Raw genomic sequence first — 26,474 nt, 5'->3', positions numbered from 1 at the left:
ATTCAAACGACCGTTTGATTCACCCCCGCAGGGGTCCGCCCGTGGACATCACCCCGTTTTCCACCCGGCAGCGCATTCTCGGCGCTGCCGAGGAACTGTTCGCCCGGCATGGCTTCGCCGGCGCTTCGCTGCGCCAGGTGACAGCCAGCGCCAAGGTCAACCTCGCCGCGGTCAACTACCACTTCGGCTCGAAGGAAAACCTCATCGAGGAAGTGTTCCGGCGCCGGCTGGACGAACTCAACGCACGCCGCCTGGAGCTGCTGGCGCAGTGCCGCGACCGGCCGCAGCTGAGCCTGGAGGAGGTGCTGGACGCCTTCGTGCGGCCGGCGCTGGAGCTGTCGCTGAGCGACAACGGCGGCGCCGCCTTCGTCCGCGTGCTGGCACGCGCCTATGCCGAGCACGACGAACGCCTGCGGCGCTTCCTCTCGGACAACTACGGCCACGTCCTCAAGGAGTTCGCCGCCGTCTTCGCGCGCCTGCTGCCGCGCCTGGACAAGGAGGAGCTCTACTGGCGGCTGGACATCGTCTCCGGCGCCCTCACCTACGCGATGGCCGATTTCGGCGTGCTCAAGCGCCGGGGCGACGTCAGCGAGCAGGTACACCGGGAACGCACCGCCTCCCATCTGATCCGCTTCGCCGCCGCCGGCCTGCGCGCCGCGTGAGCGACTTCCTCCACCCCTTCCCGCATCGGAGAGTTCGATGTCAGCCAACACCCTGCTGATCCGCAAAGCCGCCGTGCTCGGCGCCGGCGTCATGGGCGCGCAGATCGCCGCGCATCTCGTCAACGCCGGCATCGAGACGATCCTCTTCGATCTTCCGGCCAAGGAAGGCGACAAGAACGGCATCGTCACCCAGGCGATCGCGAACCTGGCCAAGCTCTCGCCCGCGCCGCTGGCCGAGAAGTCGCTGGCGGCCGCGATCGTGCCGGCCAACTACGACGAGGACCTCGGGCGCCTCGGCGAGTGCGACCTGGTGATCGAGGCGATCGCCGAACGGATGGACTGGAAGCTGGACCTGTACCGCCGCATCGCGCCGCACCTGTCCGACAGCGCCTTCGTCGCCAGCAATACCTCGGGCCTGTCGATCAACACGCTGGCCGATGCGCTTCCCGCCGCGCTGCGGCGCCGCTTCTCGGGCATCCACTTCTTCAATCCGCCGCGCTACATGCACCTGGTCGAGGTGATTCCCGCGCGCGAGACCGATCCCGCCCTGCTGGCCGGCCTGGAGGCGTTCCTGACCACCCAGCTCGGCAAGGGCGTGGTCTACGCCCGCGATACGCCGAACTTCATCGGCAACCGCATCGGCGTGTTCTCGATCCTCGCCACGATGCACCATACCGAGCAGTTCGGCCTCGGCTTCGACGAGGTCGATGCGATCACCGGGCCGGCGATCGGCCGCCCCAAGAGCGCGACCTACCGCACCTCCGACGTGGTCGGCCTGGACACCATGGCGCACGTCATCAAGACGATGGCCGACACGCTCCCGGAGGATCCCTGGCACGCCTACTTCAAGGCGCCGGCCTGGCTGCAGGCACTGATCGACCAGGGCGCGCTGGGCCAGAAGACCGGGGCTGGTTTCTTCCGCAAGGTCGGCAAGGACATCCACGTGCTCGATCTCGCACAGCGCGACTACCGGCCGGCCGGCCGCGCCGCGTCCGAGGAGGTCGCCGCGATCCTCGCGATCCGCGATCCGGCCGAGAAGTTCGCCAAGCTGCGCGCCTCGACCGACCGCCAGGCCCAGTTCCTGTGGGCGATGTTCCGCGACCTGTTCCACTACAGCGCCTATCACCTGGCCGACCTCGCCGAGACCGCGCGCGAGGTGGACCTGGCGATCCGCTGGGGCTACGGCTGGAAGCTCGGGCCGTTCGAGACCTGGCAGGCCGCCGGCTGGCGCCAGGTCGCGCAGTGGATCAACGAGGACATCGCCGCCGGCAAGGCGATGAGCAGCGCGCCGCTGCCGGCCTGGGTCACCGACGGGCGCGAGGGCGTGCACGTCGCCGAAGGCGCCTATTCCGCCAGCGCCGGCCGCCCGCTGCCGCGCTCGGCGCATCCGGTCTACCGCCGCCAGCGCTTCCCCGATCCGCTGCTCGGCGAGCGCTTCGACACCGGCACCACCGCCTGGGAAAACGAGGGCGTCCGTCTCTGGCACCTCGGTGACGAGGTCGGCATCGTCTCGTTCAAGACCAAGATGAACACCGTCAACGATGCCGTCCTCGACGGCATCCAGCGCGCGATCGACGAGGCCGAGAAGACCTTCAAGGGCGTCGTGCTCTGGCAGACCGGCGAGCCGTTCTCGGCCGGCGCCGACCTCAAGGGCGCACTGGGCCTGCTGCAGGCCGGCAAGGTCGACGCGTTCGATGCGATGGTCGCCAACTTCCAGGCGACCAGCCAGCGCATCAAGTACGCGCTGGTCCCGGTGGTCGCCGCGGTGCGCGGCATGGCCTTCGGCGGCGGCTGCGAGTTCCAGATGCATTCGGCACGCACCGTCGCCGCGCTGGAAAGCTACATCGGCCTGGTCGAGGCCGGCGTCGGCCTGCTGCCGGCCGGCGGCGGGCTCAAGGAAATCGCCTTGCGCGCCGCGACGCAGGCGGGCGGCGGCGACCCGTTCGACGGCGTCAAGCGCATGTTCGAGACGATCGCCATGGCCAAGGTCTCGGGCTCCGCGCTGGAGGCCAAGCAGCTGGGCCTGCTGCGGCCGGACGACGTCGTCGTGTTCAACGCCTACGAGCTGCTCCACGTCGCGTCCACGGTGGCCGGCGCGCTCGCCGAGCAGGGCTACCGGCCGCCGCTGCCGGCGCGTGCGATTCCGGTGGCGGGCGACGTCGGCACGGCGACGCTCAAGATGCTGCTGGTCAACATGCTGGAGGGCCGCTTCATCTCGCCGCACGACTTCGACGTCGCCAGCCGCATCGCCGATACGTTGTGCGGCGGCTCGATCGAGCGCGGCTCGCAGGTCGACGAACGCTGGCTGCTGGACCTGGAGCGCCGGCATTTCGTCGAGCTCGCGCAGACCGCCAAGACCCAGGAACGCATCGCCCACACGCTGGCCACCGGCAAGCCGCTGCGGAACTGACGCGCGCCGAATCCCGATTTCCCGGAGAACTCCAGATGAGCAAGCAAATCCAGGATGCCTACATCGTTTCCGCCGTGCGTACGCCGGTCGGCAAGGCCCCCCGCGGCGTGTTCCGCAACACGCGGCCGGACGACCTGCTCGCCCACGTGCTGCGCGGCGCGCTGGCCGCGGCACCGGGCGTCGATCCGTCCGAGATCGGCGATGCGATCATCGGCTGTGCGATGCCGGAAGCCGAGCAGGGCATGAACGTGGCCCGCATCGGCGTGCTGCTGGCCGGCCTGCCCGATACGCTGCCGGCGCAGACGATCAACCGCTTCTGTTCGTCCGGCGTGCAGGCGATCGCGCTGGCGGCCGACCGGATCCGCACCGGCGACGCCGACCTGATGCTGGCCGGCGGCACCGAGTCGATGAGCATGGTGCCGATGATGGGCCACAAGATCGCGATGAACCCGGCCGCCTTCACCGACGAGAACATCGCGATCGCCTACGGCATGGGCATCACCGCCGAGAAGGTCGCCGAGCAGTGGAAGATCAGCCGCGAGGACCAGGATGCGTTCGCCGCGGCCAGCCACGACAAGGCGCTGGCCGCAACGGCAGCGGGCCAGTTCAGGGACGAGATCCTGCCGGTCGTGCTCGACGACCACTATCCGGACCTGCGCGCGCGCCGCATCGTCACCGACGGCCGCACGATCGCGGACGACGAAGGGCCGCGCCCGGGCACCACGGCCCAGACCCTGGCCAAGCTCCGGCCGGTGTTCCGCGCCGGCGGCAGCGTCACCGCCGGCAACGCCTCGCAGATGTCCGACGGCGCCGGCGCCCTGCTGCTGGCCAGCGAGGCGGGCCTCAAGCGCTACGGCCTCACGCCGCTGGCGCGCTTCGTCGCGTTCGACGTCGCCGGCGTGAAGCCGGAGATCATGGGCATCGGCCCGATCGCCGCCATCCCCAAGGCCCTGAAGCTCGCCGGCATCGGCAAGGCCCAGCTCGACTGGATCGAGCTCAACGAAGCGTTCGCCGCCCAGGCGCTGGCGGTCATCCGCGACGTCGGGCTCGACCCGGCCAAGGTCAATCCGCTCGGCGGCGCGATCGCGCTGGGGCATCCGCTCGGCGCCACCGGCGCGATCCGCGCGGCGACCCTGATCCACGGCCTGCGTCGCCGCAAGCAGAAGTACGGCATGGTGACGATGTGCATCGGCACCGGCATGGGCGCGGCCGGCATCTTCGAGGCGCTCTGAAGTCCACGACGGCGGCGCCCGGCCGGGCGCCGCCGCTCAACGCGGCTCGCCGGCGGGCCGCGCGTAGCGCACGCCGAGCCAGGCGCCGCAGAGCAGCAGGGCCACGGCGACGGCCTGCGTCCAGTGCGGTCGCGCTGCCCCGGACACGAGCAGCAGCAGCGTCGAAAGCAGGGGCGCGGCATACGAGAGCGTGCCCAGCAGCGCGATGTCGCCGTGCTTGGTGCCATGGTCCCAGAGCACGAAGGCGGCCCCCACCGGCCCCAGGCCCATGACCAGCAGCACCAGCCATTGCACCGGCGACGGCGCGACGAACGACTCCAACGCACCGTGGGCCGCGCCGCCCAGGATCGCCACCAGCAGGCAGCTTCCCGCGAGCGCCGCGCTCGGCACCGCCGCGAAACGACGGTTGACGACCGAATACACGGCCCAGGTGACCGCGGCCCCCAGCGCCGCGAGATAGCCCGGCGCATGCGCCGGGTCCAGACCCAGCCGTTCGCCGCGCGTCACCAGCGCCACCGCACCGAACAGCCCGAGCGCGGCGCCGAGCAGCTGCTGCCAGGCCACGCGCGTGCCGGGCAGCAGACCGGCCAGCAGGACGATCAGCAGCGGCCACAGGTAGTTGATTAGGTTCGCCTCGACTGCCGGCGCGCGCTTGAGGGCGATGAAGTACAGCGCGTGATAGCCGAACAGCGCCACGGTCGACAGCGCGAGCGCCGCGACCGGCTGGCGCAGGCGCGCGATGCCGGCGCGGCCCTGCCCGATCGACCAGGCCAGTCCCGCGCAGCCGGCGATCGCGAACGTCGTCGCCAGCACCTGGAACGGCGGCAGCCCGTCGGTGGCAGTGGTCAGTACCGCCAGCAGCGACCACAGGGCGATCGCCGCCAGACCGCTCAGCGTCCCGCCGTGCACCGACCGCTGCCCAGGCGCCACCCGTGCCGCTACACTTCCCCGCCGCTTCATCGATTCGCCCTTGCGTCACCGGCGCGCATCTTCCATCGCCGTGCCGGTACCGGCAAGCGCGCCACACGCACACCGCTTTCACGCCCATGCCCTATACGCCCATCGTCGCCACGCTCGGATACGTCCTTTCGCCCGACCGCTCCAAGGTCCTGCTGGTCCATCGCAACGCGCGGCCGGACGACCAGCACCTGGGCAAGTACAACGGCCTCGGCGGCAAGATGGAGCCGGCCGAGGACGTCGTGACCTGCATGCGCCGCGAGATCCGCGAGGAGGCCGGCATCGAATGCACCGAGCTGCGGCTGCGCGGGACGATCAGCTGGCCCGGCTTCGGCAAGCGCGGCGAGGACTGGCTGGGCTTCGTCTTCCTGATCGATCGCTACGAAGGCACGCCGCTGACCGCCAACCCGGAAGGCACGCTGGAATGGATCGCGGTCGACCGCATCCTGGACCTGCCGCTGTGGGACGGCGACCGGCACTTCCTGCCGCTGGTGTTCGACGCCGACCCGCGCGCCTTCCACGGCGTCATGCCGTACCGGGACGGGCGCATGGTGTCCTGGTCGCACGCACGGATCTAGCCGGTCGTCGAGAACCGGCCGCCCTGCCCGTTCTCGCCCTGCCCGTTCTCGCCCCGCGCGGTCGCGGCAACGCCGCGCCGCCGGCTGGAAACCGGCCGATCCGGCAGCGGTTCCGGCGCCGCTCATCGGCGCAGGCGCAGGCTGCGACGATGACCGCGACGCGTCGGTTCTCGCCCGCTCCCGCCCAGCCACCACCGCACCGGGCGGACGGCCCGCGAGCAATCACCGGGGCGGACCGCTACACTATGCGCTTCCTTCCCCCTCTCACCGCGCTGCCGTTCCGGCGGCCTTCCGGGTGATACACCATGTCCGATTCCCCCGCCGGCGACGCTTCGGCAGCCGTCTCGTTCCGTGATCTGGCGCTCGGCGACGCCCTGCAGAAGGTCCTGTCCGATGTCGGCTACGAAGCCCCGTCGCCGATCCAGGCCGCGACCATCCCGCATCTGCTGGCCGGTCGCGACGTGCTCGGCCAGGCGCAGACCGGCACCGGCAAGACCGCCGCGTTCGCCCTGCCGATCCTGGCCCGGCTGAACCTGGAGCGCAGCAAGCCGCAGGCCCTGGTACTGGCGCCGACGCGCGAGCTGGCGATCCAGGTGGCCGAGGCGTTCCAGCGCTACGCCACGCACATGCCCGGTTTCCACGTCCTGCCGATCTACGGCGGCCAGAGCTACGGCCCGCAGCTGGCCGGCCTCAAGCGCGGTGCGCACGTCGTGGTCGGCACGCCGGGACGCGTCATCGACCACCTCGAACGCGGCTCGCTGGATCTTTCGCAGCTGACCACGCTGGTGCTCGACGAGGCCGACGAGATGCTGCGCATGGGCTTCATCGACGACGTCGAGGCGGTGCTGAAGAAGACGCCGCCGGAGCGTCAGGTCGCGCTGTTCTCGGCGACGATGCCGGCGCCGATCCGGCGCATCGCCCAGACCCATCTGCGTGATCCGGCCGAGATCACGATCAAGACCAAGACGACCACCGCCGCCAACATCCGCCAGCGCTACTGGTGGGTCAGCGGCCTGCACAAGCTCGATGCGTTGACGCGCATCCTGGAAGCCGAGACCTACGACGCGATGATCGTGTTCTCGCGGACCAAGCAGGCGACCGAGGAACTGGCCGAACGCCTGCAGGCGCGCGGCCTGGCGGCGGCGGCGATCAACGGCGACATGCAGCAGCAGCAGCGCGAGCGCACGATCCAGCAGCTCAAGGACGGCAAGCTCGACATCCTGGTCGCCACCGACGTGGCGGCGCGCGGACTGGACGTCGAGCGCATCAGCCACGTGCTCAACTACGACATCCCGCACGATACCGAGTCCTACGTGCATCGCATCGGCCGCACCGGCCGCGCCGGCCGCAGCGGCGAGGCGATCGTGTTCGTGACGCCGCGCGAGAAGCGGCTGCTGCAGGCGATCGAGCGCGCCACCCGCCAGCCGATCGAGGAAATGCAGCTGCCGACGGTCGAGACCGTCAACGACAAGCGTATCGACCGCTTCACGCAGAAGATCACCGACACGCTCGCAGCGGGTGACCTCGGCCTGTTCCAGTCGCTGATCGAGAAGTACCAGCAGGAGAAGAACGTACCGGCGATCGAGATCGCCGCGGCGCTGGCGCGCATGGTCCAGGGCGACAAGCCGCTGCTGCTCGAGCCCCCGCCGAAGCCCGAACGCAAGGCCTTCCCGGCGCCGAACGCCGCTGATCGCGAGCGCCGCGGGCGGCCGGAACCGCGCGAGCCGGCCGGCCGGCCGGACCGGCGCCCGCCGTCGCGCGAGCGCCCGATGCAGACCGCCGCGCCGTTCGGCCAGGCGCCCGCGCCGCCGCCGTTTCCCGCCGCGGAACCGGCGGACGGCACGCGCCCCGAGCGCCCGCGCAAACCTGCGGCACCCCGCGCCGCCGAGACCGGCATGGAAACGTTCCGGGTCGAGGTCGGCCACGTCCACGGCGTCAAGCCCGGGAACCTGGTCGGCGCGATCGCCAACGAGGCCGGCCTGGAGAGCCGCTACATCGGCCGCATCGAGATCGAGCACGACCACAGCCTGATCGACCTGCCCGAGGGCATGCCGTCGGAGCTGCTCTCGCACCTCAAGAAGGTCTGGGTGTCCGGCCAGCGCCTGCGCATCAGCCGCGTCAAGGGCGGCGGTGGCGGCGGTGGCAGTGGAGACGAGGAAGGCAGCCGGCCGCCGCGCCGTTCCGGTCCGCCGGGGCGCGGCGCCCCGCCGCGTCGCCCCCGCTCGGGCGGCTGAGCGCGGCGCGGCGTCAGCCGTCGAAACCGTCGCGCAGCAGGCTGTCGTCCGGCACGGCGAACGGCGTGCCGATCGTGCCGGGACCGAGCGTCGGCCCCGCCAGGACCTGGATCGGTGCCGCGTCGCCGGCGGCGGCGGCCGCGAAGACGACGACGCGGTTGTTGGCCGGATCGGGATTGCCGCCGACGCCGACCATCATGCGATCGAGATCCGCGTCGAATCCCAGCCCGGTCAGATAGTCGGAACCGGGAATCGCCAGCTGCGTCGCCGCGCCCGCGATCGTGCGCAACGGCGCATCGGTGCCGGCGGCGTTCGCGTCGAAGACGCGGATCGCGCCGCGCCGGCCGTCCACGGTGGTCTCCTCGACCAGCAGCATCAGCGTGCCGGCGGCCGGATCGTGCGCCAGGCCCCGGGCGGCGGCGGTATGGGCGCTCTTGAGCACGCGGGTCGGCGCGACGTAGTTCTCGGCGGTGCGGGCATGGAACACGACCTGGAACGCCCCATCGGAAGCGAGGTCGATCACCGCGACCTCGTCCGTGGCAGGCAGGTAGGTCAGCGCCGTCGGATTGCCGAGCTGGGTCAGGCTGCCGGGCAGGCCACCCCAGCCGATCCGGCGCAGGGGCTGCGCCTCGGTGCCGCTCGCGTCCAGCGCATAGGTGTAGATGCAGCAGTTGGTGGCGATGACCATCAGTTCGCCGTGGGCGGGGATCGGCGCACTGGCCCGGGTCTGTCCGAGCGACGCGGGGTTCAACACCCGTAGCGGCGCGCTGTCGCCGCCGGCATGGGCGCGATAGACGCGTACGGCTTCGCCGTAGAAATCCGACACGTAGATGACGCCTTCGCCGGGTTCGTAGATGCCGAACGCGGGCGACACCAGCTGCGTCGCCGGCCCCTCCAGGCGCCGCAGCGGCGCCTCGCCGCCCTGCGCATCGCTGGCGAACGCGCTCAACGGATGACTGGGGCTGTCCCACGGCGAGAAGCCGCCGACCAGGACTTCGGCGCGGGCGCTGGGCAGGGAGCCGGCCAGCAGCGACAGGCACAACAGCGGCCAGGACACACGCATCGCACGATCTCCAGGGAGCAGGACCACTTCCTTCCCTCTACGGAAATCCGTGCCGGAAACCCCAATGCGACAAACCGCGCCGCCGGGCGATAATCGCGTTTTGGCCCGTTTCGGAGAACCCGATGTCCGTCCCCGGCAACCGCCTCGATCCCGCCCGCACGATCCGCGCGCCGCGCGGCAGCAACCTGAGCTGCCGCAGCTGGCTGACCGAGGCGCCGTTCCGCATGCTGCAGAACAACCTCGATCCGGACGTCGCCGAGAATCCGGCGGCCCTCGTCGTCTACGGCGGCATCGGCCGCGCGGCGCGTGACTGGGCCTGCTACGACGCGATCCTGGACACGCTGCGCACGCTCGGCGACGACGAGACGCTGCTGGTCCAGTCCGGCAAGCCGGTCGGCGTGTTCCCGAGCCACGCCGATGCGCCACGGGTGCTGATCGCCAACTCGAACCTGGTGCCGCACTGGGCCACCTGGGAGCACTTCAACGCGCTCGACCGCAAGGGCCTGATGATGTACGGCCAGATGACGGCCGGTTCGTGGATCTACATCGGCTCGCAGGGGATCGTCCAGGGCACCTACGAGACCTTCGTCGAGCTCGGGCGCCAGCACTATGGCGGGAGCCTGGCCGGACGCTGGATCCTGACCGCCGGCCTCGGCGGCATGGGCGGCGCCCAGCCGCTGGCCGCCTCGCTGGCCGGTGCCTGCAGCCTGACGATCGAATGCCAGCAGAGCCGCATCGACTTCCGGCTGAAGACGCGCTACGTCGACGAGCAGGCCGCCGACCTCGACGACGCCCTGGCGCGCATCGGCGCCTACACGCGCGCCGGCGAGGCCAAGTCGATCGCCCTGCTCGGCAATGCCGCCGAGATCCTGCCCGAGCTGGTCCGCCGCGGCGTCCGGCCGGACGCCGTGACCGACCAGACCAGCGCCCACGATCCGGTGCACGGCTACCTGCCGGTCGGCTGGAGCGTCGAGCGCTGGCTGGCCGAGCAGACCACCGACCCCGACGCCGTCCGCGACGCGGCGAAGAAATCGATGCGCGTCCACGTCGAGGCGATGCTGGCCTTCCATCAACAGGGCATCCCGACCGTCGACTACGGCAACAACATCCGCCAGATGGCCAAGGACGAGGGCTGCACGAACGCGTTCGACTTCCCCGGCTTCGTGCCCGCCTACGTGCGCCCGCTGTTCTGCCGCGGCGTCGGCCCGTTTCGCTGGGTCGCGCTGTCGGGCGATCCGGAGGACATCTACCGGACCGATGCCAAGGTCAAGGAACTGATTCCCGACGACCCGCACCTGCACCGCTGGCTCGACATGGCGCGCGAACGGATCAGCTTCCAGGGCCTGCCGGCGCGGATCTGCTGGGTGGGGCTGGGCCTGCGCCACAAGCTGGGCCTGGCGTTCAACGCGATGGTGCGCAGCGGCGAGCTGAAGGCGCCGGTGGTGATCGGCCGCGACCACCTCGATTCGGGCTCGGTGGCCAGCCCCAACCGCGAGACCGAGGCGATGCGCGACGGCTCCGATGCGGTGTCCGACTGGCCCCTGCTCAACGCGATGCTCAATGTCGCCGGCGGCGCCACCTGGGTCTCGCTGCACCACGGCGGCGGCGTCGGCATGGGCTATTCCCAGCACAGCGGCGTGGTCATCGTCTGCGACGGCAGCGAGGCCGCGGACCGGCGCCTCGCACGCGTGCTCTGGAACGATCCGGGCACCGGCGTGATGCGCCATGCCGATGCCGGCTACCCGATCGCGATCGAGTGCGCGCGGGCGCAGGGCCTGCGGCTGCCGATGCTGTGACCGCGCTGCGCAACGCCGCTCGGATGCCGGTGCTGTGGGCGATCGCGCTGGCTGCGGGCGATACAGGGCGTGGCCGCACCCGCTGAAGCGGCTGCCTCCGGCCGTTCTATGCCGTACCACGCTGCGCCAGCCAGCGATCGAGCTGGTTGGCGAACGCCTGCCGGTCGCGCGCACCGAGCGCCGGCGGGCCACCGGTATCGACGCCCGAACCGCGCAGCTCGTCCATGAAGTTGCGCATCGCCAGGCGCTGGCCGATCGTGTCGGCGGTATGCAGCTCACCGCGCGGGTCGAGTGCCAGCACGCCCTTCTCGAGCACGCGCGCGGCCAGCGGGATGTCGGCCGTCACCACCAGGTCGCCCGGTGCCGCCCGCTGCACGATCTCGCTGTCGGCCACGTCGAGGCCGGCCGGCACCTGGATCGCGCGAATGAAGCGTGACGGCGGCGTACGCAGCCACTGATTGGCGACCAGCACGACCGGAATTTGCGCCCGCTCGGCGGCCCGGAACAGGATTTCCTTGATCGCGTTCGGACAGGCGTCCGCGTCCACCCAGATCGACATCGCATCACTCCCGGCGCACCGGCGCCACCACGGCCGCGATGGTAACCGCGTCCGGACACCGGCAGGCCAAGGCACGACCGGGGCCGGCCGGGCGACTTTCGCCGGCGCCGACTTTTGCGCACACTCCCGCCACCGGTCTGCCGTGCACGGCGGCCGTCCCGTCCCGCAGCCCAGGATTCCGGATGACCCAAGCCCTCCCCGCGACCGCTCCGGCCGCGCGCCTGCCGCGCCAGATCCCTTTCATCATCGGCAACGAAGGCTGCGAGCGCTTCAGCTTCTACGGCATGCGCAACATCCTGACGCCGTTCCTGATCACCTCCCTGCTGCTGCAACTGCCCGAAGCCGACCGGCCCGGCGCAGCCAAGGACGTGTTCCACACCTTCATGATCGGCGTGTACTTCTTCCCGTTGCTGGGCGGACTGATCGCCGACCGCCTGCTCGGCAAGTACCGGACCATTCTCTGGTTCAGCCTGATCTACTGCATGGGCCACGCCTGCCTGGCGATCTTCGAGGACAACCGCACCGGCTTCTTCATGGGCCTGGGCCTGATCGCCCTCGGCGCCGGCGGCATCAAGCCGCTGGTCGCCTCGTTCGTCGGCGACCAGTTCACGCAGTCGAACAAGCACCTGGCCAAGGTGGTCTTCGACGCGTTCTACTGGATCATCAATTTCGGCTCGCTGTTCGCGTCGATGCTGATGCCGATCTTCCTGCGCAGCTACGGACCGGCCGTGGCCTTCGGCATCCCGGGCCTGCTGATGCTGGTCGCCACGATCGTGTTCTGGTCCGGCCGCCGGCAGTACGTGCTGGTGCCGCCGGCACCGGCCAATCCCGATTCGTTCTCGCGCGTGGTGCGCTCGGCGCTGCTGGCCCGGCGCCCCGGCGCCGGCCGGCCCGGCCTGTGGACCGCCGTCGCCAGCATCGTGCTGGCGCTGGCCTCGTTCGCGCTGATCCCGGCACTCGGCTTCGTCATCGCCGCCTGCATCGCGCTGGTCGTGTTCCTCGCCGGCATCGGCGGCGGTGCCTGGATGCAGCTCGACCGCGCACGCGACCACCATCCCGACAGCGCCGTCGACGGCGTGCGGGCGGTCCTGCGGGTGCTGGTGATCTTCGCCCTGGTGACGCCGTTCTGGTCGCTGTTCGACCAGAAGGCATCCACCTGGATCCTGCAGGGCAACCAGATGGCGATCCCCGGCTGGCTGCCCGAATGGCTCAACCAGCCGGCCCAGATGCAGCTGCTGAATCCGCTGCTGGTGATGATCCTGATCCCGTTCAACAACCTGGTGCTGTATCCGGCCTTGCGGCGCCTGGGCTACGAGCCGACCGCGCTGCGGCGGATGACCGTCGGCATCGTGTTCAGCGGCCTGGCCTGGATCGCCGCCGGCGGCTTCCAGTTGGCGATCGACGGCGGCGACCCGCTGTCGATCCTGTGGCAGGTGCTGCCGTATGCGCTGCTGACCTTCGGCGAGGTGCTGGTCTCGGCGACCGGCCTGGAATTCGCCTACAGCCAGGCGCCGGCCGCGATGAAGGGCGTCATCATGAGCTTCTGGAACCTGACCACGACGATCGGCAACCTCTGGGTGCTGCTGGCCAACGCCGCGGTGCGCAACGATACCGTCATCGGTTCGATCGAACGTACAGGCCTCAGCGAGGCGGCCTTCCTGATGTTCTTCTTCGCCGGTTTCGCCCTGCTCGCGGCATTGGCCTTCGGCCTCTACGCGCGCCGCTACCGCGAGGTGGACAACTACCGCACCGCCTGAACCGGCGGGGCGGCCCGCTCGTGCCGGCCGCCTCGCGAGCCGCCCCGGTGACGCGATCCGCTCAGGTGCGCCAGGGATCGTAGCTGCCGAACCACCACAGGTGCCCTTCCGGGTCGCGGCAGGCATAGCCGCGCCCTCCGTAGCCCTGGTCGGCGATGTCGATGACGATCGCCGCACCGGCCGCCTTCGCGCGGGCGTAGTGCGCATCGGCATCGGGGACGACGACGCAGCAGCTCTGCGTCTCGCGCCCGCCGACCTCGTCGGGCTGGGCCATGTGCGTGCCCCATTCGCCCCGGTTCTCGACCGAGCCGAGCATGATCATGCCGGCGCCGTGGACGAGCTGGGCGTGGTGGACGACCTCGCCGTCGGCATAGACGGCGTGCTTCTGGAAACCGAAGGCGCGACACAGCCACTGGATCGCTTCGAGCGCGTTGCGGTAGCGCAGGCAGGGAATGATCGTTGAACCGTGTTCGGGCATGGCGCGCTCCTCGAAACCGGATGAAGGCGCCGATCTTACGCCCGCTCCCGCGCCACCGTCTGACGGGCCACCAGCAGCGGATGGATGAACACCGCACCGACGATGATCGCGACGCCGAGGTAGAACGCGCGGCCCAGCTCGTGCTGCTCGCCGAGCAGCACGATCGCCAGCACCACCGCGTACACCGGCTCCAGATTGACCGCCAGCTGCGCGGAGAACGCGCTCAGGTGACGCAGCGCGACCAGCGAGAGCGCGAACGGCAGCAGCGTGCAGGCCAGCGCGAGCACCAGCAGCAGCACCGCATCGCTGCCGCCGGGCACCGCGAAGCTGGACCCGGCCCCGGGCCAGAGCAGCGCCAGCCCGGTCAGGAACAGGGTGCCTGCGCCGAGCTCGACGCAGGTGACCGGCAGCGGGTCGGCCTGTTCGACCAGGCGCTTGTTCAACGACCCGAACAGCGCCACCAGCAGGGCCGAAACGATGCCCACTACCACGCCCTGCCGCATCGCCGCCGGAATGCCGCCGACCACCAGGGCGACGCCCGGCACCACGGCGACCCCGATCAGCAGTTCGCGCCAATCGAAGCGCCGGCGCGCGACCAGCGGCTCGACCAGCGCCAGGAAGACCGGCGCCAATGCGATGCAGGTGGCCGCCACCGAGGCGTTGGCGAGTTTGATCGCGCCGTAGAACGTCAGCCAGTGCAGCGCCACCAGCACACCGATACCGGCATAGGCCAGCACCAGGCGAGGCGGCATGCGGGCCAGGCCCCGCCACACCCAGGGCAGCGCCAGCAGGACCGCGACCACGATCAGCATGCGCCACCAGACCAGGGCCAGCGCCGGCAGCGTGATCAGCTTGCCGAGGATGGCCGTGAAGCCCCACAGCAGGACGCAGAAATGGATCTGCCAGTGGGCGCGCGTGCGGGCGAGCATCGGGGACCGGAACGAAGCGATCGGCGGGGCGTCAATCCACCCGTATGCGATAGCACGGCTCGTAGCGGGTACCCGGCAGCTTCATGCGCTGCTGCACCACGAAACTGGCCAGCATCGCGTCGAGCGCCTGCATCACCTCGCGGTCGCCGTCGATCTCGAACGGGCCGAAGCGCTCGATCGCGCGCATGCCCTCTTCCTTGACGTTGCCCGCGACGATGCCGGAGAACGCCCGGCGCAGGTCGGCGGCCAGGCGGTGCGCCGGCTGGTCGCGGTGCAGGTTGAGCGCGGCCATCGCCTCGTGGCTCGGCCGGAACGGCACCTGGAAATCCTGCTCGATCTGCAGCGCCCAGTTGAAGAAGAACGCATCCTTGTTGTCGAGCCGGAAGCTGCGCACGCGCTCGACGCCCTTGGCGACTTCGCGACCGACGGCGGCCGGGTCGTCGACGATGATGCGGTAGCGCTCGCCGACCTGGTCGCCCAGCGCCAGCCGCAGGAAGCGGTCGATCTGCTCGAAATAGGCCGCCGATTCGCGCGGGCCGGTGAAGATCAGCGGAAACGGCATCGCCGCATTGGCGGGGTGCAGCAGGATGCCCAGCAGGTAGAGGATCTCCTCGGCGGTGCCGACGCCGCCCGGGAACACGACGATCGCATGCGAGATGCGGACGAAGGCCTCCAGCCGCTTCTCGATGTCCGGCATGATGACTAGGTGGTTGACGATCGGGTTCGGCGACTCGGCGGCGATGATGCCCGGCTCGGTGATGCCGATGTAGCGGTTGGTGCGGCGGCGCTGCTTGGCATGGGCGATCGTCGCGCCCTTCATCGGCCCCTTCATCGCCCCCGGTCCGCAGCCGGTGCAGATGTCCAGCCCGCGCAGCCCGACCTGGTAGCCGACCTGCTTGGTGTAGTCGTACTCGCCGCGCGGGATCGAGTGACCGCCCCAGCACACCACCAGATTGGGGTCCACGTTCGCGCGCAGCACGCGTGCGTTGCGCAGGATCTCGAACACCGCATGGGTGATGCCGACCGAGCTGTCGAGGTCGAACGCCTCGGCCTCCATCTGCGCCGAGATGTAGACGATGTCGCGGATCACTGCGTGCAGCAGCTCGTTGACGCCGCGGATGATGCGGCCGTCGACGAAGGCCTGGGCCGGCGCGTTGATCAGCTCGACCTTGAGTCCGCGGTCCTGCTGCAGGATCTGGATGTCGAAATCCGGGTAGCGCTCCAGCAGCGCCCGGGCGTCGTCGCTGTCGCTGCCCTGGGTCAGCACGGCCAGCGCGCACCGGCGCAGCAGCGGATGCAGGCCGCCGGCGCTGGCGTCACGCAGGCGTGCCACTTCGTGGCGCGAGAGGATGTCGAGCCCCGGCGCCGGCGCCAGGCGTGCACTGACCGTGGAAATGGCCGGATGTCCGGCGGATGCGTGAGTCATCGTGTCTCGAAAGCGCGGCTGGGACCGGTCATCGTACAACGGCTGCCCGCCGGGCGCGCGAACGCGGCGGCGCACAAAGAAAAGGCCGGCGTCCTCGCGGACGCCGGCCGTTCGGAGCGGAAACCCGTCGGGTCAGAAGCGGTAGCGGAAACCGACCTGCACCGACCAGCGCGACACGCCGGTGTTGACGCCGTCGCCGTTGACTTCCTGCGTGGTCAGGCGCTGCGCACCGGTGAAGCGGTAGACGTAGCGGCCGGTCTCCGGGTCGATACCGGCGAAGTTGGCGACCGCCAGGTTCGAGTTGAAGCCGGCGTCGTCGATCTGGCCCCACTTCTTATTGAGCAGGTTGCCGACGTTCATGATGTCGAACCAGAACTCGGCCTTGTGCCCGTCGAAGAAGCCGGGCAGCTCCTGGCTGAAGCGCAGGTCGAACATGTTCAGCCAGCCGGCGCGCATCGCGTTGGCCGGCATCACGCGGCCGCCGTAGCGCGCCACTTCCGGATGATCGGCCAGCCACTCGAAGAACGCCGCTTCCTCGGCCGGGTTGCGGAAGATCACGTCGCCCGGGCCGGACGGCACGTAGAACAGGTCGTTGAACGAGCGGCCGTCGCCGTTGACGTCGTTCCAGAACACGTAGCTGTACGGACGGCCGGTGCGGCCTTCGTAGACCAGCGAGGCGGTGGTCTTGTTGTCGCCGAAGAAGTTGAACTCCTTCGTCAGCACGCCGGTGACGCGGTGCTTGAACGCGTAGCGCGAGTCGTAGGCGACGTCCTCGTTCGCCTGGTAGATCAGCGTGTTGTTCCAGTTCGAGGTGTTCTGCGAGCTGGTCAGCGGGCTGACTTCCTTGGCCTGGGTGTGGGTGTAGGCCGCCATCCACGACCAGCCGCCGTCGTTCATCGGCTGCGCCAGGCTCAGCGTGATCTGGTTGCCGCCGCCCTTCTTGGTGTTCTTGGCCAGCATGACGTCGCCGATGTCCGACGGCCGGTTGGCGCGCGCGAAGCCCGCGGACGGATTGCCCAGGCAGCTCGAGCAGGTCCAGCTACCCGGATCGAGCGCGGCCGCGCTCCAGTAGAGCGTACGGCCGTCGGGGCCGGTGGCCGTCGGCGCGCCGAGGTCCAGGCGCTCGAAGTACAGGCCGTTCTTGTTCCAGTACGCCAGGAACTCGACCGAGGCGACGATGCCGTTCCAGGGCAGCTCGTGGTCGAGGGCGACGTTGGCCTTCCACACCGACGGCATCTTGAAGTTCGAATCGACGATGTCGACGTTCTGGCGCGCGCCGACGTTGCCGCTGATCGGCTGGTTGCGCGGATCGGGGCTGAAGATCGGGCCGAGGCCGCCGCTGTCGTTCTGCGTGTACTCCAGGTAGTTCAGGCCGGTGTTCTGGTAGACGCCGGCCAGCCAGACGTTCGGCGGGGCGCCCATGAACAGGCCCATGCCGCCGCGCACCTGGGTCGGGCGCTCGCTGTCGAAGCTGTAGTTGAAGCCGAAGCGCGGCTGGATCACTTCCTGCTCGGGCAGCTTGGTGTTGTTGTAGCCGTAGAGCTGCTCGATGCGCGCGTTGTACAGCGGCGTGCCCTTGAAGTCCGGCTTGTCGATGCGGACGCCGAAGGTCAGGTTGAGGTTGTAGTTGACGGCCCAGCTGTCCTGCAGGAACAGGCCGGTGTTGGACAGCTCGTAGGCGGCCGGGATATCGGCCAGGCTGCCGCCCGGACGCGGCGCACGGTAGGAGTACTCGCGCGGGATGCCCTGCTCGAACAGCTCCAGGCTGCCGAAACGGTAGACGCCGTTGAGGTTGCGGCCGTAGAAATTGAAGATGTCGTTGTTGGTCCAGTCGAAGCCGAACTTGACCGTATGGTCGCCGAGGAACAGGTTGCCGGCGAAGAACGCGCCCTTTTCCTTGGTCTGGATGATGTTGACGTGGGTGTTCTGCTCGGTTCCGAACAGGAGCTGGTTGTTGCCGAAGTCGACGCGGATGTGCGGCAGGTTCGAGTTCGGCTGGCGGATCGAATCGTAGTCGCGGTAGGAGACCTTGATCTCGGTCGAGAAGACGTCGCTCCAGTCGCTGAAGAGCTCGCCCACGTAGCTCTCGAACGTCTTGGCCTGGTTGTACCAGTACGAGTTGAGCGAGATCTGGTTGTTGGAGAAGCCCGGCAGCTTGGCGACGTTCTGCTCCATCTTGCTGTAGCGGAACGAGGCGCGATGGTTCTCGTTGATGTTCCAGTCGATCTTGCCGGCGTATTCCTCGATGTCGGTGCCGAGGCTGTTCACGCCGTCGAGCGAGCCGGCGTCGAAGCCCCAGACGTCACGGGCGATGCGCTGGACTTCGGAGATCTGCTCGGCGCTGATCGCGCCGGTGCCGAACGGCGAGTTGAGCAGGTCCGGGCCCGGCGCGCGGCGCTTGAACTTCTCGTAGTTGACGAAGAAGAACAGCGTGTCCTTGACGATCGGGCCGCCGAGCGTGAAGCCGTAGGTCTTCTCGTCCTTGAAGCCGTCGAAATCCCGGCCATTGCGGTCCTCGCCCACCATGCTCTTGTCGCGATAGGCGCCGTAGATGCTGCCGTGGAAGTCGTTGGTACCGGACTTGGTCACCGCGTTGACGACCGCGCCGGTGCCGCCGGTGGTGGTCACGTCGTAGTTGGCCAGGCCGATGTTGATTTCCTCGATCGCATCCATCGAGACGGGCTGGCGCTCGGTCGGCAGGTTGTTCGACTCCAGGCCGAACGGATCGTTGGTCGACACGCCGTCGATGCGGATCGCGTTGAAGCGCGTGTTCTGGCCCATCGCCGAGATCGCGCCGTCAGCCTTGCTGACCTGCGAGATGCGCGGGTCCAGGCGCATGTAGTCCTGGATGTTGCGGCCGATCGACGGCAGGGCCTCGATCTGCGCCAGCGAGATGTTGGTGCCGGTTCCCATGTTCTCGGCACTGAAGATCGAGCTGTTGGCGGTGCCGGTGACGACGATCTCCTCGAGCTTCTCCGTCGGGGAGAGCTGGGCGCTGATCGTGTTGGACTCGCCGAGCTGCAGGAAGACGTTCTCGCGAACTTCGGTTTCGTTGCCGCGGGTGATCGTGATCGTGTAGGGACCGCCGACACGCAGGCCGCGCGCCGCGTAGCGGCCGGCCGCGTCGGTGGCCGCACGGCTGACCGTGCCGGACGCGCTGTGCGTGATCAGCACTTCGGCGCCGGAAATCGGCTGGCCGCTCGCGTCCGTCACCACGCCGCCCAGTGACGCCGACGTCGTCTGCGCATAGGCGCCGGACACGGCAAAGATCGAAGACAGCACCAGCGGCAGCAGCCGCACGCCAACCCGCTTGCTCAATCGCTCGCTCATTTGATCGCCCCGATGATTCATCGTCAAAAAAACGGGCAGGCCGGGCTTGTCGAAGTCCGGTGCTGCCGATGAAAGATGTCTCCCTAGATGGCCCGGCCGGCTTATGCACGAATCCGAGCATCGTTAACTACAGTTTAACAGCGTTTTATGACGAATTTGTAACCACACGCCCCGCGATTGCTGCAATGCGGCATCGCCATTGCCGCCGCCGCCCCGGCCAGGGCGGCGGCGGCGTGCCCGGCCGCACCGGGCCGTGTCGCACAGGATTCCTTCCCGATCAGGCGGATATCGACCGGCAGCGCGGCCCATGGCGCACGGCGGCACGGCCGGGCCGATCCGCGCGCCTCGCCGCCATTGTCGCTGCGCCGCATGACAGGCAGGTGCGGGACGGATCGCCGGACAACAAAAAAGGCGGACCGAAGTCCGCCTTTTTCGTGTACCGCATGAACGTGTGGAACGATCAGGCGACGCCTTCTTCCTCGGCCACCGCCTTCATCGACAGGCGAATACGGCCCTGCTTGTCGACCTCGAGCACCTTGACCTTGACGATGTCGCCTTCCTTGAGCTTGTCCGAGACCTTCTCGACGCGCTCGTTGGAGATCTGCGAGACGTGGACGAGACCGTCCTTGCCCGGCAGGATCGTCACGAACGCACCGAAGTCCATCAGCTTGGCGACCTTGCCCTCGTAGATGCGGCCCGGCTCGACGTCGGAGACGATCTGCTCGATGCGCTTCTTGGCGGCATCGGCGGCCTCGCGGTTGACCGAGGCGATGACGACGGTGCCGTCGTCGGTGATGTCGATCGTCGTGCCGGTCTCCTCGGTGATCGAGCGGATCGTCGCGCCGCCCTTGCCGATCACTTCGCGGATCTTGTCCGGGTGGATCTTGATCGTCAGCAGGCGCGGGGCGAACTCGCTCATCTCCGTGCGGGCACTGGTGATGACCTTGTTCATCTCGCCGAGGATGTGCAGGCGGCCACGCTGGGCCTGGGCCAGCGCCGTACGCATGATCTCCTCGGTGATGCCGTCGATCTTGATGTCCATCTGCAGCGCGCTGATGCCTTCGGCGGTGCCGGCGACCTTGAAGTCCATGTCGCCCAGATGGTCCTCGTCACCGAGGATGTCCGACAGCACCACGAAATCGCTGCCTTCCTTGACCAGACCCATCGCGATGCCGGCGACCGGCGCCTTCAGCGGCACGCCCGCATCCATCATCGCCAGCGACGATCCGCAGACCGAGGCCATCGACGAGGAACCGTTGGACTCGGTGATCTCCGAAACCACGCGCAGCACGTAGGGGAACTGCTCGATGCTCGGCTTGACCGCCTGCACGCCGCGCTTGGCCAGACGGCCGTGACCGATCTCGCGGCGCTTCGGACCGGCCATGCGGCCGGTCTCGCCGACCGAGAACGGCGGGAAGTTGTAGTGGAACAGGAACGGGTCCTTCGACTCGCCTTCCGGCGCGTCGATGATCTGCGCGTCACGCGTGGTGCCGAGCGTGACGGTGACCAGGGCCTGCGTCTCGCCGCGCGTGAACAGCGCCGAGCCGTGGGTCCGCGGCAGCACGCCGACGCGCACGGTGATCGGCCGCACGTCGTCGAGATTGCGGCCGTCGATGCGGACCTTCGTCTGCAGCACGCTGTCGCGCATCGTGCGGTACTCGAGCTCGGCGAACTCCTTGGCGAGGTCGGCCGACTGCCAGCCGCTGGCTTCCGCCGTGTCCTTGAGCGATTCGAGCATGTCCTTCTTGAGCGCGGCGATCGCGTCGCGGCGCTGCAGCTTGTCACGGACCTGGAACGCCTGGGCCAGGCTGTCGCCCAGCGTGTTCTTGATCGCGGCGACCATCGCGTCGTTGCGCGACGGCGGCTGCCAGTCCCACGACGGCTTGCCCGCTTCCTGGGCCAGCTCGGCGATCGCGCGGATCGCGGTCTGCATCTGCTGGTGGCCGAACACCACCGCGCCGAGCATGACGTCCTCGGACAGCAGCTTGGCCTCGGACTCGACCATCAGCACGGCATTGGAGGTGCCGGCGACGACCAGGTCGAGGTCGGAGGTCTTGAGCTCGCTGACGGTCGGGTTGAGCAGGTACTGCCCGTTGGCATAGCCGACGCGCGCCGCACCGATCGGTCCCTTGAACGGGATGCCGGCCAGCGACAGGGCGGCCGAAGCGCCGATCAGCGCCGGGATGTCGCCGTCCACTTCGGGATTGAGCGACAGCACGTTGGCGATGACCTGGACTTCGTTCTTGAATTCCTCGGGAAACAGCGGGCGGACCGGACGATCGATCAGTCGCGACGTCAGCGTTTCCTTTTCGGTCGGACGGCCTTCACGCTTGAAGAATCCGCCGGGAATGCGGCCGGCCGAATAGAACTTCTCTTGGTAGTCGACCGTGAGCGGGAAGAAATCCTGCCCTTCGCGCGCCTTGGTAGCGGCGACCACGGCGACCAGCACGACCGTGCCGGACATGCTGACGACGACGGCACCGGTCGCCTGGCGGGCGATTTCGCCCGTCTCCAGCGTGACCTGATGATTGCCGTACTGGAATGTTTTGCTGACTTTCGCCACTGCCATCTCCTGGGGTTGGGGTGCGGCTTAGCGGCGCAGGCCGAGGCGTTCGATAAGCGACTTGTAACGGTCGCCGTCCTTGTTCTTCAGATAGCTGAGCAGGCGACGGCGCTGGTTCACCATCTTCAGCAGACCCCGACGCGAATGGTGGTCCTTGTCATGGCTGGAGAAGTGCTTGCTGAGGTGATCGATGCGCGCCGACAGCAGCGCGACCTGGACTTCCGGCGAACCGGTGTCGTTGCCCGCACGCCGGTAGTCGGCAATGATCTGGTTGGTCTGTTCCGTGGTGAGTGACATGGTCTTGAACCCTTGAAAACGAAAGACGGGATGCGCGCAGGCATCCCGGAAAAGTAAGGTCGGCCGGTAAAGCTGGGTATTGTAGCCCCGCAATTGCCGGTGGAACAAGGTTTTGCGCCTGCCGTATCACACGGCGGGCCCGGCGCCCGGCCCGCCGACGTTGAGGCCGCGCGTGGCACGCAGCCAGCCATCCGCCGAAACCTCGACCAGGGCCACTGCCCGGCCCTGGCCGTCCAGCGCCACCGCGGCACCCGCCGCCGCCGGCATCGCCGGCCGCGCCGGCTGGCCCTGGCGCAGGCGAGCCGCTTCGGACGCCTCCACGCGGACCTGCGGGTAGGCGGCCAGGCCCTGCTCCAACGGCAGCAGCAAGGCGTCCAGCGCCGGCGCGCCCTGCCCGGCCGCGATGGCTTCCAGCGTCTGGAAGTCGTACATCCGCGGCTCCCTGAACGGATCGACCCACAGGCGCCGCAGCACCGTCACGTGCGCGCCGCAGCCGAGGCGCTCGCCGAGGTCGCGGACCAGGCTGCGCACATAGGTACCCGAACCGCACTCCACCCGCAGGCGAAGCGATTCGCCCCGCTGCTCGACCAGCTCGAATCGCCGCACCTCCACCTCGCGCGGCGGGGCCTGGACCGCGACGCCGCGGCGGGCCAGCTTGTAGAGCGGCTCCCCGTCGCGCTTGATCGCCGAGTACACCGGGGGCACCTGGACGATGCGGCCGGTCAGTTCCGCCAGGGCGCGCACGATGGCGTCCGGCACCAGCGGCGGCACCGGCCGCTCGACGGTCACCGCGCCCTGGGCGTCGTCGGTGTCGGTCACGACACCGAGCCGGCACTCGGTCTCGTACGCCTTGGCCGAACCCAGCAGCAGGCCGGCGATCTTGGTCGCTTCGCCGAAGCAGACCGGCAGCAGGCCGGTCGCCAGCGGATCGAGACTGCCGGTATGGCCGGCCTTGGCCGCGCCGAAAAGGCGTCGCACCCGCTGCAGGGCCTGGTTCGAGGTCGATCCCTGCGGCTTGTCGAGCAGGATGATGCCGGTGATGTCGCGTTGACCCATGCAGGAAAGGCACTCGCCGCCGGCCCTGTCGCGCCGCGGCCCGTGCGTTCAGTCCTCGTCCGCCGGCGCGTCGGGCGCGGCCGGCCGGTTGTCACGCAGCAGGGCCTCGATGCGCTCGCCGCGGTCGACCGAGTCGTCGTAGCGGAAGCGCAGCTCCGGAACGCGGCGCATGCGCAGGCTTCGCGACAGCGTGCGCCGGAACTCCACCGCCATCTCCTTCAGCGCGGCGACCGCGGCAGGTCCCTGCGCGGAAACCAGCGTCGTCACGTAGACGTTCGCCACGTCCAGCTCGCGGCTGACCTCCACGTCGGAGACGCTGACCGACGGCAGGGCGTGGTCGCGGACCGCGGCGTGGACGAGCACCGACAGCTCCTTGCGGAGCTGCACGGCGACGCGATCGGAACGGGTGAAGTCGGCCATCGGCAGCAACCCGGGTCAGAAGGTACGGGCGACTTCGATGCGCTCGAAGCACTCGATCTGGTCGCCCGGCTTGACGTCGTTGTACTGCTTGACGCCGATGCCGCACTCGGTGCCGTTGCGCACCTCGTCGACGTTCTCCTTGAAGCGCCGCAGCGACTCGAGCTCGCCCTGGAAGATGACCGTGTTGTCGCGCAGCACGCGGATCGGCTTGTTGCGCTTGACGGTGCCCTCCACGACCATGCAGCCCGCGATGGCGCCGAACTTCGACGAGCGGAACACCTCGCGCACCTGGGCGATGCCGATGATCTCCTCGCGCACCTCGGTGCCGAGCATGCCGCTGGCGACCTGCTTCACCTGGTCGATCACGTCGTAGATGATCGAGAAATAGCGCAGGTCCAGCCCGTTGGACTCGATGATGCGCCGCGCCGACGCGTCGGCACGCACGTTGAAACCGATGATCGTCGCCTTCGACGCGACCGCCGAGTTCGCATCCGACTCGGTGATGCCGCCGACGCCGGAGATGATCACGTTGATGCGGATCAGCTCGTTGCTGAGTCCGACCAGCGCCTCGCGCAGCGCCTCGGCCGAACCCTGCACGTCGGCCTTGACCACCAGGTTGAGCGAGAGCTGCTCGGTACCCTGGCCCATCTGCGCCATGATGTCTTCCATGCGGCTGCCGGCCTGCTTGACCAGGCGCGACTCGCGGCGCTTCTGCTCGCGCTGCTGCGCCACGTCCTTGGCCAGGCGCTCGTCGGCGACCACGACGAAGTCGTCGCCCGCCGCCGGAACACCGGACAGGCCGAGGATCTGCACCGGGATCGAGGGGCCGGCCTCGTCGACCTGGCGGCCGGCCTCGTCGAACAGCACGCGGACGCGGCCGTAGTCGACACCGCAGACGAGGAAGTCGCCCTTCTTCAGCGTGCCCTGCTGGACCAGCACGGTCGCCACCGGGCCGCGGCCCTTGTCGAGGCTGGACTCGATCACCACGCCGCTGGCGCGGCCGTCGTGCACCGCGCGCAGCTCCATGACCTCGGCCTGCACCGAAATCGCGTCGAGCAGCGCATCCACGCCTTCGCCGGTCTTGGCCGACAGCGGCACGAACTGGACGTCGCCGCCCCAGTCCTCCGGCACCACTTCGTACTGGACCAGGCCCTGCTTGACGTTGTCCGGGTTGGCCTCGGGCTTGTCCATCTTGTTCATCGCCACGATCAGCGGCACGTTGGCCGAGCGCGCGTGCTGGATCGCCTCGATCGTCTGCGGCATGACGCCGTCGTCCGCCGCGACGACCAGCACGACGATGTCCGTCAGCTGCGCGCCGCGGGCGCGCATCGACGAGAACGCGGCATGGCCGGGCGTGTCGAGGAAGGTGATGACGCCCTTGTCGGTCTCGACGTGGTAGGCGCCGATGTGCTGGGTGATGCCGCCGGCTTCGCCGGCCGCCACCTTGGTACGGCGGATGTAGTCCAGCAGAGAGGTCTTGCCGTGGTCGACGTGGCCCATGATCGTGACCACCGGCGGGCGCGTCTCGCGCTCGCCCTGCTGATCGTCGTGATGCGCCAGCAGCGTGACTTCGGCGTCGTTCTCGGCCGCGCGCGTGACCTTGTGGCCCAGCTCCTCGGCGACGAGCACGGCGGTATCGTGATCGATGGTCTGGTTGATCGTCGTCATCACACCCATCTTGAACAGCGTCTTGACCACTTCCGCTCCCTTGACCGCCAACTTGGCCGCCAGGTCGGCAACCGTGATCGACTCGCCGACGGCGACGTCACGCACGACCGGTGCGATCGGCTTGGAGAAACCGTGCCCGGCACCCGACCGCGACCCGCTGTCGGCCTGCCGCGCCTTGGGCTTCTTGCGCCCGCCGGTGCGCCGCGCCGCGCCTTCGCGCGACAGGTGCAGCTCGGCACCGAAGTAGCGCGGCGCCTCTTCCTCGGATCCGGCTTCCTGCATGCGGTGCGAACCGTGTGTCTTGCCCTTGTGGCGATGCGCGTCGCCCGGCGCGCGCTCGTCGGCGCGGCGCGGCGGGACCGCCGCCGCCGCCGCGGGCCGTTCGGCCTCGGCGGCCGGGCGCCGGACGTCCGCGTCGGCGCGCGGGGCGGATTCCTGCTCGGCCTGCTTGCGCTGGGCTTCTTCTTCGGCGGCCTTGCGGCGTGCCTCTTCGGCCGCGCGCAGCTTCGCGTCCTCTTCCTGCCGGCGCCGGTCGGCCTCGGCCCGCGCCAGATCTTCCGACTCGCGCTTGAGCTGCGACTCCTGGAGCTTGCGCAATGCGTCCTCGCGCTCGGCATCGGCCGGCGTCTGGTCGTCGACCAGGCTGCGCTTGACGTAGGTCCGCTTCTGGCGGACCTCGATGTTGACGGTCTTGGCAGCGCTGCCGCGCGCGCCGGTGGCGACGGTCAGCTCGCTGACGGTGCGCCGCCGCAGCGTCACCTGGCGTGGCGCAGCCACCTCGGCAGGCGTTTCCTGCTTGCCGTGGGTGCGCCGCAGGAAGCCGAGCAGCTTGACCTTCTCGGTGCTGCTGATGACCTGGTCGGCATCGGTGAACGGCATGCCGGCCTCTGCGAGCTGGGCCAGCAGCTTGTCGACCGGCGTACCTACCACCTTGGCCAACTGTTTGATCGTGACGTCCGACATGATTGCGCTTACTCCCAGACCTGCCTGCACTTGCCCTGCGATGCGCCGCGCCTACACGGCGCCGGTTCCACATCATTCCGACGCCGGCGGCCGGTC

19 protein-coding genes are annotated in these 26,474 nt (G+C 69.3%); 7 read left to right on the top strand and 12 right to left on the bottom strand.

The window, feature by feature from the left end; genetic code table 11:
• Nucleotides 1-41 precede the first annotated feature (41 nt).
• From I596_RS06335 to I596_RS06325, 3 genes are read left to right on the top strand one after another with little or no spacing between them, the layout of a single operon-like run.
• Nucleotides 42-662: a TetR/AcrR family transcriptional regulator gene (locus I596_RS06335; RefSeq protein ID WP_190279002.1), complete on the top strand. Its 621-nt coding sequence runs from the start codon at nucleotides 42-44 to the stop codon at nucleotides 660-662.
• A 37-nt stretch (nucleotides 663-699) separates the two neighbouring features.
• Nucleotides 700-3,072 carry a 3-hydroxyacyl-CoA dehydrogenase/enoyl-CoA hydratase family protein gene (locus I596_RS06330; protein WP_067645581.1) on the top strand — a complete coding sequence of 791 codons (2,373 nt, stop codon included), beginning with the start codon at nucleotides 700-702 and terminating at the stop codon, nucleotides 3,070-3,072.
• A 35-nt stretch (nucleotides 3,073-3,107) separates the two neighbouring features.
• Nucleotides 3,108-4,304, top strand: a complete 1,197-nt coding sequence (locus tag I596_RS06325) for an acetyl-CoA C-acyltransferase (protein WP_067645579.1) — start codon at nucleotides 3,108-3,110, stop codon at nucleotides 4,302-4,304.
• A 36-nt stretch (nucleotides 4,305-4,340) separates the two neighbouring features.
• On the opposite strand, the gene yddG is transcribed toward I596_RS06325, so the two are convergent.
• Nucleotides 4,341-5,213 carry an aromatic amino acid exporter YddG gene (gene yddG / locus I596_RS06320; protein ID WP_067651533.1) on the bottom strand — a complete coding sequence of 291 codons (873 nt, stop codon included), beginning with the start codon at nucleotides 5,211-5,213 and terminating at the stop codon, nucleotides 4,341-4,343.
• A 137-nt stretch (nucleotides 5,214-5,350) separates the two neighbouring features.
• Here yddG and I596_RS06315 point away from each other — a divergent pair, with 137 nt between their 5' ends.
• Together I596_RS06315 and I596_RS06310 are read left to right on the top strand one after the other, a co-directional pair.
• Entirely contained in the window at nucleotides 5,351-5,839 is a 489-nt protein-coding gene (locus tag I596_RS06315) for an NUDIX hydrolase (protein WP_067645577.1), read from the top strand.
• A gap of 305 nt (nucleotides 5,840-6,144) precedes the next feature.
• Nucleotides 6,145-8,073 (top strand): DEAD/DEAH box helicase, encoded by a 1,929-nt coding sequence (locus tag I596_RS06310; protein ID WP_067645575.1) that lies wholly within the window; start codon nucleotides 6,145-6,147, stop codon nucleotides 8,071-8,073.
• Between the two features lie 13 nt (nucleotides 8,074-8,086).
• Here I596_RS06310 and I596_RS06305 read toward each other — a convergent pair whose 3' ends face one another.
• Nucleotides 8,087-9,136 carry a hypothetical protein gene (locus tag I596_RS06305; RefSeq protein WP_067645574.1) on the bottom strand — a complete coding sequence of 350 codons (1,050 nt, stop codon included), beginning with the start codon at nucleotides 9,134-9,136 and terminating at the stop codon, nucleotides 8,087-8,089.
• A gap of 122 nt (nucleotides 9,137-9,258) precedes the next feature.
• Here I596_RS06305 and hutU point away from each other — a divergent pair, with 122 nt between their 5' ends.
• A complete protein-coding gene (gene hutU, locus I596_RS06300; protein ID WP_067645572.1) occupies nucleotides 9,259-10,932 on the top strand; it encodes a urocanate hydratase in 1,674 nt (557 codons plus the stop codon).
• A 106-nt stretch (nucleotides 10,933-11,038) separates the two neighbouring features.
• Here the strand turns inward: hutU and I596_RS06295 are convergent, their stop codons facing one another.
• A complete protein-coding gene (locus tag I596_RS06295) occupies nucleotides 11,039-11,491 on the bottom strand; it encodes a YaiI/YqxD family protein (RefSeq protein ID WP_067645570.1) in 453 nt (150 codons plus the stop codon).
• Between the two features lie 182 nt (nucleotides 11,492-11,673).
• Between I596_RS06295 and I596_RS06290 the strand changes: the two genes are divergently transcribed.
• On the top strand, nucleotides 11,674-13,248 hold the full coding sequence (locus I596_RS06290) for a POT-type proton-dependent oligopeptide transporter (RefSeq protein ID WP_067645564.1): 1,575 nt from the start codon (nucleotides 11,674-11,676) through the stop codon (nucleotides 13,246-13,248).
• A 61-nt stretch (nucleotides 13,249-13,309) separates the two neighbouring features.
• On the opposite strand, the gene I596_RS06285 is transcribed toward I596_RS06290, so the two are convergent.
• From I596_RS06285 to infB, 9 genes are all read right to left on the bottom strand, one after another.
• Complete coding sequence (locus I596_RS06285; RefSeq protein ID WP_067645562.1) at nucleotides 13,310-13,726, bottom strand: VOC family protein; 417 nt, start codon at nucleotides 13,724-13,726, stop codon at nucleotides 13,310-13,312.
• Between the two features lie 35 nt (nucleotides 13,727-13,761).
• A complete protein-coding gene (locus I596_RS06280; protein ID WP_067645560.1) occupies nucleotides 13,762-14,655 on the bottom strand; it encodes a DMT family transporter in 894 nt (297 codons plus the stop codon).
• 31 nt (nucleotides 14,656-14,686) lie between these two features.
• A complete protein-coding gene (gene ppnN, locus I596_RS06275) occupies nucleotides 14,687-16,081 on the bottom strand; it encodes a nucleotide 5'-monophosphate nucleosidase PpnN (protein WP_067645558.1) in 1,395 nt (464 codons plus the stop codon).
• A gap of 132 nt (nucleotides 16,082-16,213) precedes the next feature.
• Entirely contained in the window at nucleotides 16,214-19,381 is a 3,168-nt protein-coding gene (locus I596_RS06270) for a TonB-dependent receptor (RefSeq protein ID WP_484481957.1), read from the bottom strand.
• Nucleotides 19,382-19,871: 490 nt separating this feature from the next.
• Entirely contained in the window at nucleotides 19,872-21,974 is a 2,103-nt protein-coding gene (gene pnp, locus I596_RS06265) for a polyribonucleotide nucleotidyltransferase (RefSeq protein ID WP_067651528.1), read from the bottom strand.
• A 27-nt stretch (nucleotides 21,975-22,001) separates the two neighbouring features.
• Nucleotides 22,002-22,271 carry a 30S ribosomal protein S15 gene (rpsO, locus tag I596_RS06260; RefSeq protein ID WP_067645556.1) on the bottom strand — a complete coding sequence of 90 codons (270 nt, stop codon included), beginning with the start codon at nucleotides 22,269-22,271 and terminating at the stop codon, nucleotides 22,002-22,004.
• 126 nt (nucleotides 22,272-22,397) lie between these two features.
• Entirely contained in the window at nucleotides 22,398-23,327 is a 930-nt protein-coding gene (truB, locus tag I596_RS06255) for a tRNA pseudouridine(55) synthase TruB (protein WP_067645554.1), read from the bottom strand.
• Between the two features lie 48 nt (nucleotides 23,328-23,375).
• Complete coding sequence (gene rbfA, locus I596_RS06250) at nucleotides 23,376-23,753, bottom strand: 30S ribosome-binding factor RbfA (protein WP_067651526.1); 378 nt, start codon at nucleotides 23,751-23,753, stop codon at nucleotides 23,376-23,378.
• 9 nt (nucleotides 23,754-23,762) lie between these two features.
• Complete coding sequence (gene infB / locus I596_RS06245; RefSeq protein ID WP_067645552.1) at nucleotides 23,763-26,378, bottom strand: translation initiation factor IF-2; 2,616 nt, start codon at nucleotides 26,376-26,378, stop codon at nucleotides 23,763-23,765.
• Between the last annotated feature and the right edge of the window lie 96 nt (nucleotides 26,379-26,474).

Origin of the sequence: Dokdonella koreensis DS-123 (genome assembly GCF_001632775.1) — a bacterium.
GTDB lineage: Bacteria > Pseudomonadota > Gammaproteobacteria > Xanthomonadales > Rhodanobacteraceae > Dokdonella > Dokdonella koreensis.
This window is presented reverse-complemented; position numbering and strand designations above follow the sequence as displayed.